Genomic DNA, 13,329 nt, shown 5'->3' with positions numbered 1-13,329 from the left:
TGTCGCGGGTAGTTTTTTGTGCGTGGTGTGTGCCCTCTGAGCTGGGCTTTCTCAGTTGTAGTGGTTCGTATTTTGGTGCTGATAGTGCTGTTGAGGGTGGCCTGACGGGGTTCTGTTGGTTGCTGGCCTGGGGTTGTGCAGTTTGCCTGGGTGGCATGCAGATGGATTGGGCCGCTACTCGAAGAAGGAGCGCGGGCCCTTTCTTTCAGGGCGGTCAGGTGGTGGTGCCGTTGTGGGGTGAGGGTTGGCTGGGGCGGTGCTCGCGGAGTGCTTGGAGGATGTTGGCGTGGTGTTCGTCGGCAGGGCTGTTGCCGGTCTCGGCCTGGAGGAGGGGATCCAGGCGTGTGTAGAGGTTGTCGAGACCGAACATCGCGTCGAGGCCGGCCAGGACACTCTCATCGATCAGGCGGTGCGGGCGTGACGTGGGGTGGAGGAGTTTGCCCAGGAGGGGGAGGGGTTCCCATCCGTTGTCGAGACGTTCGCGTAGCCAGGGGCGCAGGCTGTCGGGGCGGGTGTGGCGCCACATCCAGATCAGGTCGGTGTCGGACTCGGTGAGTTCCTCAGCAGGTCTGCCCGTGGTGGGCACGAGGTGCTGGGCGATCTGCTCGGTTACGGCGTCGCGGGCCTGAAGAGACCAGTCTTCGGTGGTCTGTACTTCCTCGGAGTCGTCGTTGTCTGAATTGGTGGCGCGGTGCAGTGTCCGAGTGGCCAGGACTGTTCCGTCGGGGGTGGCGGCCATGGCGGCCAGTACGGGAGCTCTTTGTTCCGGTGGGAGGTCGGTGAGGAGGTCCCGGGCCAGGAACTGCAGGCTCATGCCACTGTTGACCAGGCCCATCATTTCCGGTTCGGCGGTCAGCTGCCCGTAGCTGTCTGCCATGGCCTTGAGCAGCGCAGCGGCGGGGAGGCGGATGCCAGCGCTGCGGCGCTGCTCGATCCGGCGGGTGATGCGGTGGGTGTCGTCACGGAGGCGGAGCAGCAGTTCGGCTGCTTCCTCTCCCGGGGCGTCGGCGGTCAGCTGGGCCAGGGCCTGGTCGAAGACGGCTTCGGGGAGGTCGTCGTCGGGAACACCGAAGACCATGTACCGGTCGAAGTAGTCGATGCTGCCGATCCCACGGCGTTGGGCGGCGGCTTTCGTGTCGCTGCCGTTGCCGAGGTCCTGCTGGACTTTCGGAAACAGCAGGGCGAGCAGGTTGAGCACGCCTTTGATGTGTTCTTCGGCCACGCCGGCTTCGCCCAGCCGGTTCCGCCAGCGTTCGGCTCGTTCGCCGGGCTGTTGTGTGCTGTGTCGCTGTGCTGGGTCGATGCTGGTACCAGTCAGCTCAGCGCGGTGCCGTCTCAGGAGCCGGTAGACGCCGGGCTCGTTGGTGCGCAGGAAGGTGACGATGAGGAAGTCGACCAGGTCCACGTTTCCGGCGAGGGAGCTCAGAGTGGCGTCGGCCTGCCCGAAGTAGCGTTTCACGGCCCGTGGCGTCTGCAGCCTGTCTTGCAGGTGCCGGAAGTAGGCCTCGGAGAAGCGCCGTTCCTCGCCTGGCGTCATGGACAGGCCGTGGGAGTCCAGCAGGGCGTTGAGGGCGCGGATACTCATGGCGGCGGCGTCGCGTTCGCGGAACGCTGGAAGGTCGAGCCGCACCTGGATGATCTTTTCCAGGAACTCGCGGGCCCTGCCCTCGCTGTTTCCCACGAGGTCGCTGCGCTGCAGGACGTCCAGCAGCGTCTGCTCGTCGAAGCTGATCAGGTAGTAGACGTTCGGTAGATGGCCCACCAGGCGCACCAGCTTGAAGACAAGGAGCAGTTCGTCGGGGGTGAGGCGGTCCAGATCGTCCATGACGACCAGGACGGGCTGCCCTGCCCGCCGCAGTGCGTCTTCGGCTTTCCGCTTGGCCGCCGAGGCGCTGGTGTCTCCGCTGATGCGGTCGCTGAAAGCCTTGATCAGGCCTTCTGAGTCGAGGCCGGCCAGCGCGGTGAGCTTGCCCAAGGGGCTGATGGCCTGCCCGAAGCCTCCGAGCGTTTTACGGACTTCTGACCAGCGCCTTCCTTTGGGAAGGGCTGCACGGACTTCGCTGAACAGGGCGGCGGTCAGCGTCTCCAGGTCGGAGTACAGCCATGGGTTGAGCTCCGCGATCAGCCAGTCCTCGCTGCCGTCCTGGCACTGCAGGAGGCGTATCACCTTGCCCAGGACCGTCGACTTTCCGGAACCCCAGGGGCCGATCAAAGCCAGGACGCCGGTTTCGGTCTGGGCCCGGACGCGCCCCAGCAACTCCACCGCGTGCCGCGCGTACTGTTCACGCCCCAGCAGGTCGGACCCCTCGTCATCGAGGAACGGTTCGTCGTTGAAGAAGCGCGCGTCGCTCATCGGCATAGCGTGCCTGACCGCGTTGCTGCCTCGCTGCAGATTGGTCGAGGCGGTCAGGTGCTGGGGCAGATGCCGATAGCGGAGAGAAGCTCCTGCTGGTCAGGGTGGAGGGTGTTCCAGCGGGTGCGTTGCCGTTCGGTCCATCGCTGCAGGGTGGGGGAGTGGGCTTGGCCGGTGTGGTGGTTCAACTTCGTCTGTTGGTAGGTGCGTTGCCAGATGCTGGGCCAGGGCGGGCACCACCAGGGATCGATGGTGTCGAGTGTGTGGGTGGTGGTGGGGGCCAGGCGGCCTTGTCGGGCTCTGCGGCGTGTTTGTACGAGCCAGTCGCCCAGGGCGAAACCGTCGTGGTGGGTGTCTTTGCTGCAGGAGAGGTGGCCGTTCAGGGCGGCGTAGGTGCGGGCGTGGGCGAGGCCTGGGCTTGTGGGGTAGACACGGCTGGTTTGGCGGCGGGCGGCGGCTTCGGGGGTGATGTCCAGGGCGGTGAGGAGTTGTTGCTGTTGGGGGCGTAGCAGTGTCCAGGCGGCGTGTTGTGCTCTGATCCAGGTGCGTACGTCGGCCGGGACACCGTGGGGGCGGTTCTGTGTGGTGCGGGCGCGGGTGCAGGCGCGCTGCCAGGCCAGGTCCCAGGGCGGGTTCCACCACGGGTCGATCGTGGTGAGGGCCTGGTGGCGGGCGCTGGGGGTGGTGTCGCGTCGGGCTTGTTGGCGTTGGTCGTTGAGCCAGCGGCCGAGGGGGAAGCCGTCGTGGACGGTGGAGTAGGCCACGGCCAGGGTGTGGTGGATGTCGGCGTAGGCGCGGGCGTGCGCGAGTGCGGTTTCGGCGTAGGGGTTGAGGGGCCGGGTGCGGGCCGTCTCACCGGTGAGGCCGATGTCGGCCAGGAGGCGCTGCTGGCCGGGGTGGAGGTCGTCGTAGTGGTTGCGTTGTGTGCGTAGCCAGGTGCGCTGGGCGGGGGCGAAGCTGCGGAAGTGGTGGTCGGCGTCGAGCCGGTGGCCGGCCTTGATCTGGTCGTGGATGTGCTGCCAGGCGCGCTGCCACGCCAGGCTCCAGGGCGGGCCCCACCAGGGATCGACCTTTTCCAGCGCCTTCGCCGCGGCAGAGGGAGGTGCACCCCGGCCGGCGTCGGTACGGGCGTGCTGGCGCTGTCGGCGCAGCCATCGCCCGAGCTGGAAGCCATCGTGGGCGGTGACGATTTCGGCGGCGAGGGTCCCGTGGATGGCGTGGTAGGAGCGTGCGTATCCGAGGCCGATGGTGAAGTCGGCTTCGCGTTCGGCGGGCCGGGCGGCGGCACTTCGGGCCTGGTCCGCGGTGATTCCGATGCGGGCGAGCAGGTCGTGCTGGTCGGGCAGGAGGGTGGCGTACTGGGCGCACTGGGTGGTCAGCCACGTGGCGAGTGCGCTGGTGGTGCCGGGGAATCCGGCTGCGGTGTCCAGGGCGTGGCCGTTGTGGACGTGTTTTTGGGCCTGGTGCCAGGAGCGCTGCCATTCCAGTGTCCAGGGCGGGTTCCACCAGGGGTCGATCGCCGACAGTGCCAGCGCGCGGGGCGATGGGGTGCCGTGACGCAGCTGGTGGGCTCGGTCCTTGCTGCGCTGGTTGGACAGCCACTGCCCCAGCTTCAGTCCGTTCTGGACGGTGTCGGTGGTCGCGTTCGCCAGCGTGCCGTGGGAGTCGGCGTAGGTGCGGGCACAGGCGAGGAAACGCTGGAAGTGGGTGGCCATGTGCTTGCGGCGGGGCCGGGCCGTCCGGGCGCTGTCGTGGGTGAGGCCGATGTCGGCGAGGAGGCGCTGCTGGCCGGGGTGCAGGGCGTCGTAGCCGGTGCACTGGTTGTAGAGCCATTCGCCCAGGCCGAAGCTGGTGGTGGGGAAGCCGTGTTCGGGCCGCAGGGCTCCGCGGGCGCGGGTGTGGTCGCGGGCCTGGTAGTAGAAGCGCTGCCACATCACTGTCCACGGTGGTCGCCACCACGGATCCAGCGTCTCGAGTTCCGCGACGTGTTCGGGTGGCATCGCGGGGAATTTCCGGTGGTTCGACAGCCACCGGCCCAGGGCAAAGCCGTTGAACCGGCTGTGGATCGGTGCGGCGAGGTGGCCGTGGACGGCGGCGTAGGCACGGGCGTGCGCGAGACCGGTGGTGAATGCCTGGGTCGACGTGTGCCGAAGTCCCAGGTGAAGCCGCGTTGCGTCCTCTGCCTTCTCCGCCTTGTGGGCGGCGTCGCGGTAGGCCTGCAGTTCCCGGGCGACGGGCCGGGGCCGGTGCGCCATGTGCAGCGTCCACACCCGGGCCGCGGCGGCCGAGTCCGTAGGGGAGCGCACACAGTGCTGCGCCCAGACCAGCAGGGGACCGGCGGAGGTCGAGGCGATCCGCTCGGCAAGCCACGGCCGCCTCGTGACCCGTGCCAGCTCGGTGACCAGTTGTGGGGCGTACCCGAGGGTGTGCGGCACATGCCCGCCGGTGTCGTCGAGCAGCCGCTGCCGGGTGCGTTCGCCGGTGAGGACCGAGGTGAGGGCGACGGTCTCCGGATAGATGACTGCGTCCCGCACCAGCAGCCGCCACCAGCCCGGATCAGCTCCAGGTGGCGCAGTCTGGCGTTCCCGGCGCGGCCACTGCTCCTCCTTGGGCCACTGCTGCGCCCACCAGGAGACGACCACGGCATGGGCGACCGCGAACGCCTCGACCGCGTCCGGCCGATGACGCAGCAGCTCCAAGTGCCGCCGGTGTGCCGAGAGCATCTCGGGCAGCCCCGCCAGATCGATCTGCTCGGTGCCGGCCGGCGCGCCGTCGATCCAATGGGTGCCGAGCATCCAGCACCGGTGGCGCGGGCAGATCCGGGTGTGCGGCTGCAGATACACCCGGGCGGGCTTGGTCCGTCCGGTGCGCGCGGCGGTGCACAGCCGGCAGCCTTCCCCCGCGACCGGCACCACGCTTCCGAAGCGGAACCGCCCAGCTGCACCCGCCCCGTCCGGCGAGACGGGCTCTTGGGCGCTCCAGGCGGGCAGGGCCCGCTGAAGGATCTCCTCGGGCACACGGCTGAACGCGGAGACGCGGGCACGGGCTTCGGCGTTGAGGTACATCTCGCCGTCCGTGCGGTAGCCCTTGAACAGGCCTCCGCCGACCTGGAGGAGTGCCGGGATGAGGTCTCTGACGCCGAGCCGGTAGCGGTCGGCCAGCCGGTCCAGGTACGACAGGTTCGTCTCGTCCTGCAGCGGTGCGAGTCGCACCGGCCCTGGACGTGCCGCAGCCGTACGCGGCGGCTGCGGCTGCGGTGGAAGAGAGTCGTGCATGAGGGGGCAGAGGTCGTTCCTGGAGGGTTCGGATGTGCTGGCATCCGAGCAGCGGCCAAGTGGGGGAGCGGGACGGACGGTTGAGGCAGACCCCGCCGGTCAGGGCTGGCGTTGCGAGGGCATCCGGCGGCGGTGCGGTGCCCGGGCCCGTTGTTCGGCGGCGCTGTCGAGCTCGATCTGTTCGAGCAGTTTCTTGGTGATCTTCTCGGTGCCGTCCAGCAGCGAGACCAGGGCGGCTTCGCGGACGAGGTGGGAGAGGCTGCCCATGCGGCCGCCGGTGCGGGCGTGCAGGTAGGCGGCGTGCGTGAGCAGCGTGCCGGGCCGGTGGCGGCGCAGCCGCAGGGCGCTGTCCATGCTGTGTACCAGGTCGTGCCAGATCTGTTTGTCGGCTGGGCTGCCGTGGCGCAGTGGCTGGTTGCGCACGATTTTGAAGCGGCCGGCGAGCTGGGAGCCGCGCACACCGGTCAGCAGCGGCGAGGATTCGACGTCGATGCCGGAGTAGACGAAGGTGGCCGGGATCCGCTCGCCGAGGTACTTCAGCTGGTCGGAGGTCTCGGCGCCGGCCCGGCTGCGGGTGTCCATCAGGTGTACGTCGTCGACCAGGACCAGCTGGGTGCCCATCTCGCACAGCAGCTCGCACACGGCGTTGGTGATCTGGATCTGGTTCATCCGCTCCAGCATCGGCAGGCCGAGGAAGCGGGCGAACTCGCTGATGAGCATCTTCGGGGTGGAGGACGGCGGCACCGTGATGAACAAAACCGGCAGACGCTCGTCCTGGTTCGGGTGGCGGCGCCGGTCGGCGAGTTCGACGGTGCGCCCGAGCTGCTGCATGGCGGTGGTCTTCCCGGTGGTGGCCGGCCCGGAGATGATCAGGCCGCGTCTGGCTCCGCCCTGCTGGCCGCGGTTGAGCAGCAGCAGGCGGCGTACCGCAGTGGAGATGATGTCCATCGCGGGGGTCTTCAGCACCACGAACTGTGCGTGGTAGTCCTCCCGTTGCTCCAGCGTCCATTCCTGGTCGTCGGCGTCCCGTGCCGGTGCGTGGGGCGTGTCGACGAACTGCTGCCATCCGTCCCACGTGGTCAGCGGACTGAACGTGCTCGTGGTGGCGGGTTGGGCCGCTGTCACCATGCCTGGGCCTCCTGGTACGGGTCGTAGATGCGCATGCCGCCTGCCCCGGCGGTGTCCGGCGTCTGCTCGGCGGCCTGGTCCCGGGGCGTTTCGGCCGTCGGCCCGGATGCTTCGGCCTCATCCGCGTGGCCTGCCGCGGTGTCCTGGCCGTCGGCGAGGGCGGCGAGAAGGTAGTCCTCGTCGTCCGGGTCGTCCTCGATGTCGTCCAGGCTGTCGTCGGCGTCCCAGCCGTCGGCATCCTGAAGCGGGACGGTGAAGGAGCCGGGCAGCCCGAACGAGGCCCCCGGTGCGAGAGGCGCAGGCCACTGCTGCGGGGTGGTGGCGGGGGAGGGATCGGTCATCTGCGCGGCCGCCTGGGCCCGGGCGGCTACCGTCCGCTCTCGCCTGCTGCCCAGTCCCTGGCCGGCACGGCGCAGCAGCTCATCGAGTGCCTGGGCGATCGCCGCCTCGTGCTCTTCACGGCCATGCCGGCGTTCCACGGCACGGCGGACGTGGTCGAAGGTGAACGCGGTGAACGGGCGCCTGACCGCTCCCGCGTGGACCCACGGCACCTCGAGCCATCCCTCGGGCAGGCGCACCCACACCCGGTTCGGATCGTAGGGGTTGTGGTGGACCTCCCACCGTCCGTTCTTGTCGGCCCGCGGTGAGCGGCGGCGCCGGTAGGGGTTCAGGCCGGGGTGGTCGTAGGTGCGGTAGCCGAAGCGGACGCCGTAGTCGTTGATGGCCTGCCACCGAAGAGGCAGCAGCTCGACGTAATCATCGGCGGACAAGGACACCGGTACATGCCCCGTCAACGCCACCAAAGCCGCCCACATCTCGTTCGGGGAGACGGCGACCCGCGGCATCATCGGGTGCCGCAGCGCCTCGTGCCGGCGCTCCTGCCACCCGCAGATGACCCACTCGTCCAGTAGTTCCTGAAGCTGCGTCAGGCTCCAGCAGGCATCCTGCTCCGCGGTCGCGCCCCGCTGGGAGACGTCCGAGCCGGTGTGGCCCGGCAGGTACTGGCTGAACCCGTCGGCAATCCCGCGGAAGGTCCGCTCCACGTTCCCCTTCGCCGGGCCGTTCGCCGGCGGCACCGGCTGCACCGACACCCCCAGGCTCTCGCACGCCGAGACGAACGACGCCGACACGTACACCCGGCCCTGGTCCACCACCACCGTCTCCGGCATGATTACCGGCCGGGCAGCCGCCCCCTCAAGCCGCGCGTCCAGCGCCACCAGCCGCTCGTAGGGGATGATCGACCGCTGCATGGACAGCGCCGCGTCCCAGCCCGGCCGCATCGCCGCAGGCACCACCATCTGCGCCAGCAGCATCGCCGCGTCCACCGACCGTGTGCCCACCGGCCGCAGCACCGCCGCGCAGATGCTGCGCGTCGCCACGTCCAGCGCGATGCTGAGCTCGACCCGGCCGGTCACACCGTTGTCCAGCACCGCCATGACGTCCAGCGGCGTGCTGTCCAGCATCACCAGCTCGCCGGGCCGCAGTGCCACCGTCGGCGTGAACGGAGGTGCCGGCCGCGACGCATGCCACCGCCGCTGCGCCGCCGTCCCCAAAAGGCCCTGTCCGTCGGCCACTGCGTGCACCAGCCGGTTGAACGTCGACGTCGGAGGCAGGGCGACCGCCCCGGCGCCGTACTCCTCCTCCAGCAGCCACCCCACCCGTCGGCGCAGCCGCACCAGCGTGCCCGTCGACCGCTCCCGCTGTCCCTCCAGCACCTTCCTGACTGCCGCGACCACCCGCTCATCGGCCCGCCCCACGGCCGATCGCTCCCGCGCCGCCCGGCCGTCCACCAGCCCCCACAAGCCCTCGCTGCGGTAGCGCGCCCGCATCCGGCGCACCGTCGCCGCACTCGCCGCCCAGCCCGCCGCCGTCAACTCCTCGGCCTTGGCCCGCTCCCGCTGCGCCAGGCTCCGTGTCGCCGGATCGAACTGCTCACGCGGGGCGCCCTGCCCGACCGCGTCAGGAAAGCCGGTCTCCACCTCTCGCACATGCCGCTGCCACGCCAGAGCCCGCTCCCGTACCTGTTCCGGCAGCGCCTCCAGCAGACCGAACGGCGGCACCTTCCCCGGCGCCGGTCCGCCTTCCACCTCGAAGGACGGATCGGTGAACAGGTAGGGCAGCAACACCACCGCCGAGGCGCCCTCGTCACTCACCAGCGTGGCCCGGGCGCCTTCGAGCACGGCGAGCGTCCATACCCGTCCGTCGTAGCGAAGGCGCGCCCCGACCTCGACAACCGCCTGCGTCACGCCGCTTCGGCCTCCTGCCGTGCGACCGAGACGGCGGCACGCTCGTGCAGCGGTTCATCCAGCCGCACCTGCAGCACACCGCTCCACAGCGCGTGAAAGACCGCAGGCCACACGGCGATCGGGTCACCCAACTCACACACCGCCTCCACCGCCGGCCGCGGACTGGCGAACACCTCCACCAGAGCTGGCGTCCGCGGCCCTGCGGCGTACCTGGGATGCCGGTAACCCGCCAGCCACCGCACATTGGCCACCAACACTGGATCCGGCGGCCCCGCCAGCCGGTAGGACCAGCCCGCTGCCTTGGCGGCAGCCGCCACAACCCGTGCCCGCGCCGCCAGCCGGACAGAGGGTCCGCTGCGTCCGGCGCAGTCGAGCAACAGGCCGCTGCCGTCCTGAAGCCTGGCCATCAGCTGCGGCGCATGACCGACGGCCTTGCTTTCCTCACGCCAAACCAGCTCCACTGGCCGACAGGCCAGCGCCTCCACCGCCGGTTCCTGGTCCAGCAGCATGAGCTGGGTCCGCATGACACCGGACCCGTATGCCACCAGCCGCCCGGTCGTCGACGACCACCACCAGCCCGGAGCAACGCGCCGCCCGGGCCGGACGGGGAAAGGCCGTACCGCAGGACTCTTCTCGAAGACGACGTCCTGCGCAGCCTCAAGCCACGGGGCCTGACGCGAGCATCCCAGAGGGTCTCGAAAGCGCACATCGATCAGGCTTGCATCTACAGCCGTAGCTTCTTCGCGTCGAACAGCACCACCCGTACTGTGCGGCTCGGGGATGCGGCACCGGGCCTCGGGCACTGCGGACGATGCGGCCTCCTGGCTGCTGTCGATGATCACGTACTCCACACAACGCCATGCCTGACCTGACGCGCAGGAGAACCGGCCGGTAACCGCAACATCGGTGCAACCGCCGGACGTTGGGCTGCGCGCGGCACCCAGGGTGCCGCGCCCGGGCACCGGTGTCAGTGCAGAGTCCCGCACCTTCACGTTCCCAGTGCAGGCCGTTGTGTCAGCCCTCGCCCAGGGTGAGCACCGCGGCCAGCTCCTCGGCGGGCAGACGGGACCATTGGGCCACCTCCTCCAGCGCCACACCGGCCGCGACGGCCGCGGCGGCGGTATGCAGCACGGCCCGGTCGACCAGCTCGGCACTCTGGCTGAGGTGCTCCAGCAGCGTGCGGGCCACCTCGGCGGTGGTGCCGCTCTGCGCGCCGCGCAGCTGCGCCAGCTCCTCGCGGGCGTCGTCGAGCAACCGCGTGATGTGGAAGCGGTGTTCGGCGGAAACGGTGGCACGCCACCGGGTACCCGAGCCGCCAGCCTGTGCCTCCGCCGCCATGACACGCAGCTGGCCGGCCATCGTTGCGGGCTGCTGTTCCCGCTTCAGATGCCACGGATCGTCCCGCCATCCCGGCGGCTCGCTGCCGCGGCGGCCGCGCACGATCGCGCCCCTCCAGCCGCTCAGCGGGCCGCCGTAGTCGGTCGCGACCAGAGGCCCCAGCCAGTCCCGGTCCACCCGCTCGCCCAGCCGGTGGCAGAACGGGTCATCCTCACCCCGCGCCCGAGGCCGCGTCCCGCCGCTTGCGCGCCATGCCAGCTCGGCCATGGCCGGGTCCAGCAGCGCGTCGGCGACGGCCACCACCTCGGGGAAGACGACCGCGTCCCGGCCCACGATCCGCCACCGCTCCAGCTCCGTCCCGGCGTTGCCGCCCGCAACCTGGTGCAGCCGCCGCGGCCAGAGCACCTCGCGCTCCCAGTGCAGGGCCTGCTCCCACCACCGGGCCACCACCGCATAAGCGAGAGCGAACACCCTCTCCGGCTCTGCTCCGGCCCGTACCGCCCGCCGCGCCACACCCGTCCACCGCCGCTGCGCCGCGGCCACTTCCGGCACCCCCCGCACGTCCAGATACTCAAGAGGCTGGTCGGCGTCCGCGTCCAGGAGCCACCGCCCGTGACGGACACACACCCGCTCCCATCGCGGCGCGTACCGCACCACTCGCACGGCCGTCCCCGTGCGCCCGGCGGTGCACAGGCGGCAGCCGAAGGCGACCGGCCCGGCGACCGCGCCCCCGGTCCGCCACGCAGCCGCCGGCACCCCGTCCTTTCCGGCCGACAGCTTGGCGTCCTCCTGTCCCCACGACGGCAACGCCCGCGCCAGAACGTCTTCCTCGACGCCGCACAGGCCTGCCAGGAACTGCCGTCCGGCTGCGTTGAGCAGCACCTCGGCGTCGGCCCGTGCGCCCCCGCCGTCGTGCCCCGGCGGGTAGTTGCGCCACTGCCAGCACAACCGCAGCACTTTCGCTTCCATCCTGTAGCGGTTTGCGATGCGGCAGATCAGCGACGAGGTTGTCTCCCCCCGCAGGGGGGCTGTCCGCAGGAGGGCGGGGCGATGGGTCACTCCACCACGGTCTCGCGTTCGCTGATCCGGGCGGGCGTTTTCGCAGGAGCCGTCCGGCCCTGGGCCCATCGTCTGCTTGCTTCCCTGGGCCGTGGGTGTCCCTTTTCCTGGAGTCGGCAGGCGTCGGTGCGGCGGGGGAGTGGCCCGTTCGAGCGCACCGTGATGATCCGACCGGATTTCCCGGCGCCTCCTGCTACCCCTGTGACCTGGGTAAACAGCGTGACAGCCGCGGAAACGGGGGAAGTTGGGAAAATTCTTTCCGTCCGGCATCCGGATCCAGGCCCCCAGTGGCGTGTAAGGGATGAGGGCCTTGTGCCTTCATCAACGAGTTCGTCACTACTGGAAGGCCTGGTCGATGACTTGGTCGTACTGGGTGGGAGCGGGCGGGGTTCCCCTGCTGGTCCTGCTGGTCTTCGCGATGCGCCGTGTCAAGGGCGTCGTGGAGATGCTTGTGAAGGCGTACATCGAGACCCTGACGGAGCGCGAGCAGCGCGCCACCATGGTCGCGATGGCGCAGTCCCTGCCCGACGGCGGCGCCGCGGCCCGCTTCGAGGAGGGGCGGCCGACGTGGCTGTTCCGCAAGGACGCAGCCGACCCGGCAGGCCACCGGGCCATCGCCACGCGGGAGGCTGCGTGAGCGAGGCCGCCCCGGGAGCGGACTTCGAGTCCTTCGTCCTCGAGACCATCGAGGCGTTCTCCCGACTGGCCCGGGCCCAGGCAGGCGACCTGCACAGCGCCCAGGACGCTGTGCAGGACGTCTACCTGAACATGTACCGGCGGTGGGCGACGATCTCCGCACAGGAGGGGTCGCTCACCGCGTACGGCCGCACCGCGGTGAAGCGGGCGGTCATCGACCAGTTCCGTCGGAACAAGCGGACGGTCACGGTGCAGGTTCATGAAATGCCCGAGAGGGAATCAGGTACCGGCATCCCCGATGCCGCCTACGAAATGATTAAGGAAGGCATTGACGAACTTGTCTCCAGCCTTCCTGAACGGCAGCGCGAGGTCATCAACCTGTGTGTTCTGCAGGACCTCAGCCCTGCAGTGGTTGCGCAGCGCCTCCAGATAAAGGAGGAGTCGGTGAAGCGCTATATCAAAGCCGCCGCCAACAACCTGAAGAAGTCCATCAACGAACACGGCGAGGAGGCCACCGCATGACATACCTGTCCGCTTGGACACATCAGCCCGAGGAGCGGGGAACCATCCGGCTCCTCGCCCTGTGGCTCCTGCTCGAAGGCTCTGAGCAGGTACTTTCCAAGGGTTCTCGGATCGCCGAGGACCCTGTCCAGGCGGAGGGGGGCCAGCCTGCGGGCTGGCCCCCGGCCCCCGCCCCCTGCCTGGAAGACAACGGAAACGGAAACCATCGAATCGGCGCGGCCCGTGAACTACGCGCTCTCCTGAAAAAGGAAATCGATGATTCCGCGACACCGCAGGAAACGCGGCGCGTAGCAGAAATCCTTGAGTTCCTGGACAGGGATAATGAAGCGCGAAGCTGGTGGGAAAAGGCAGCTCTCAAGGGTGATGAGGATGCGCGGGATTATCTTCATGTCCTCGATGCCGAGAGAGTACAAGAACTATCGGCATGCTCCGGGCGCGAAAAAGAACACACTGAAGAAGCTTTCAGTGTGTTCGTGAGCAGCTTCGTGTGCAGGGCAGCCGGTATTCGCGTATCTGCAGACAGAGTCGATTGGGCTTTGGGAAAAGCCGGAATCGGGCTGTCTGAAGCAACACAAGCTCTCGTGCGTGAGATCGAGGACTTCCTGGCGCACCTGGACCACACCACTGGCGGACCACGGTGCTGACACGGCAGCGCGTCACGCGCCCACAGACGGGAGAGCCTCTGTAGACCAGCCTCCATGAGGCCTTCATGCGAGAAGGCCGGACGACTCGTTGAAGTGGCGGCCGACCCCCACACGTGTGGGGGTCGGCC

The 13,329-nt window shown here is 69.5% G+C and carries 9 protein-coding genes; 3 read left to right on the top strand and 6 right to left on the bottom strand.

Annotation, left to right across the window (positions count from 1 at the left end; translation table 11 throughout):
* Positions 1–214: 214 nt before the first annotated feature.
* The 6 genes from RB628_RS36625 to RB628_RS36600 all read right to left on the bottom strand — a co-directional run bounded on the left by RB628_RS36625 (position 215) and on the right by RB628_RS36600 (position 11,399).
* Positions 215–2,353, bottom strand: a complete 2,139-nt coding sequence (locus RB628_RS36625; protein ID WP_318324960.1) for a P-loop NTPase fold protein — start codon at positions 2,351–2,353, stop codon at positions 215–217.
* 53 nt (positions 2,354–2,406) lie between these two features.
* Positions 2,407–5,565, bottom strand: coding sequence for a Helicase associated domain protein (locus RB628_RS36620; protein ID WP_318324959.1), 3,159 nt, complete (start codon positions 5,563–5,565; stop codon positions 2,407–2,409).
* A gap of 162 nt (positions 5,566–5,727) precedes the next feature.
* Positions 5,728–6,756, bottom strand: a complete 1,029-nt coding sequence (locus tag RB628_RS36615; RefSeq protein WP_318324958.1) for a TniB family NTP-binding protein — start codon at positions 6,754–6,756, stop codon at positions 5,728–5,730.
* A complete protein-coding gene (locus tag RB628_RS36610; RefSeq protein WP_318324957.1) occupies positions 6,750–9,002 on the bottom strand; it encodes a transposase in 2,253 nt (750 codons plus the stop codon). Before RB628_RS36610 ends, RB628_RS36615 begins: the two co-directional genes overlap by 7 nt.
* Entirely contained in the window at positions 8,999–9,709 is a 711-nt protein-coding gene (locus RB628_RS36605) for a TnsA-like heteromeric transposase endonuclease subunit (RefSeq protein ID WP_318324961.1), read from the bottom strand. Before RB628_RS36605 ends, RB628_RS36610 begins: the two co-directional genes overlap by 4 nt.
* Positions 9,710–10,016: 307 nt before the next feature.
* Positions 10,017–11,399 (bottom strand): DNA-binding protein, encoded by a 1,383-nt coding sequence (locus tag RB628_RS36600; RefSeq protein WP_412180783.1) that lies wholly within the window; start codon positions 11,397–11,399, stop codon positions 10,017–10,019.
* Positions 11,400–11,754: 355 nt separating this feature from the next.
* Between RB628_RS36600 and RB628_RS36595 the strand changes: the two genes are divergently transcribed.
* From RB628_RS36595 to RB628_RS36585, 3 genes are read left to right on the top strand one after another with little or no spacing between them, the layout of a single operon-like run.
* Positions 11,755–12,036, top strand: coding sequence for a hypothetical protein (locus RB628_RS36595; protein WP_318324955.1), 282 nt, complete (start codon positions 11,755–11,757; stop codon positions 12,034–12,036).
* Positions 12,033–12,557 carry an RNA polymerase sigma factor gene (locus tag RB628_RS36590; protein ID WP_318324954.1) on the top strand — a complete coding sequence of 175 codons (525 nt, stop codon included), beginning with the start codon at positions 12,033–12,035 and terminating at the stop codon, positions 12,555–12,557. The genes RB628_RS36595 and RB628_RS36590 overlap by 4 nt, the downstream gene beginning before the upstream one ends.
* A complete protein-coding gene (locus tag RB628_RS36585) occupies positions 12,554–13,201 on the top strand; it encodes a hypothetical protein (RefSeq protein WP_318324953.1) in 648 nt (215 codons plus the stop codon). Before RB628_RS36590 ends, RB628_RS36585 begins: the two co-directional genes overlap by 4 nt.
* The last annotated feature ends 128 nt before the right edge of the window (positions 13,202–13,329 follow it).

It is taken from the genome of Streptomyces sp. ADMS (assembly GCF_033441795.1).
GTDB lineage: Bacteria > Actinomycetota > Actinomycetes > Streptomycetales > Streptomycetaceae > Streptomyces.
Note: the sequence above shows the minus strand (reverse complement) of the source record. Positions and strands in the feature narration are given on the sequence as shown.

What these genes read in the sequence shown, in the direction of transcription:
- RB628_RS36625 (WP_318324960.1), bottom strand. Translation starts at nt 2,353, where the DNA reads ATGAGCGACGCGCGCTTCTTCAACGACGAACCGTTCCTCGATGACGAG.
- RB628_RS36615 (WP_318324958.1), bottom strand. Translation starts at nt 6,756, where the DNA reads ATGGTGACAGCGGCCCAACCCGCCACCACGAGCACGTTCAGTCCGCTG.
- RB628_RS36595 (WP_318324955.1), top strand. Translation starts at nt 11,755, where the DNA reads ATGACTTGGTCGTACTGGGTGGGAGCGGGCGGGGTTCCCCTGCTGGTC.
- RB628_RS36585 (WP_318324953.1), top strand. Translation starts at nt 12,554, where the DNA reads ATGACATACCTGTCCGCTTGGACACATCAGCCCGAGGAGCGGGGAACC.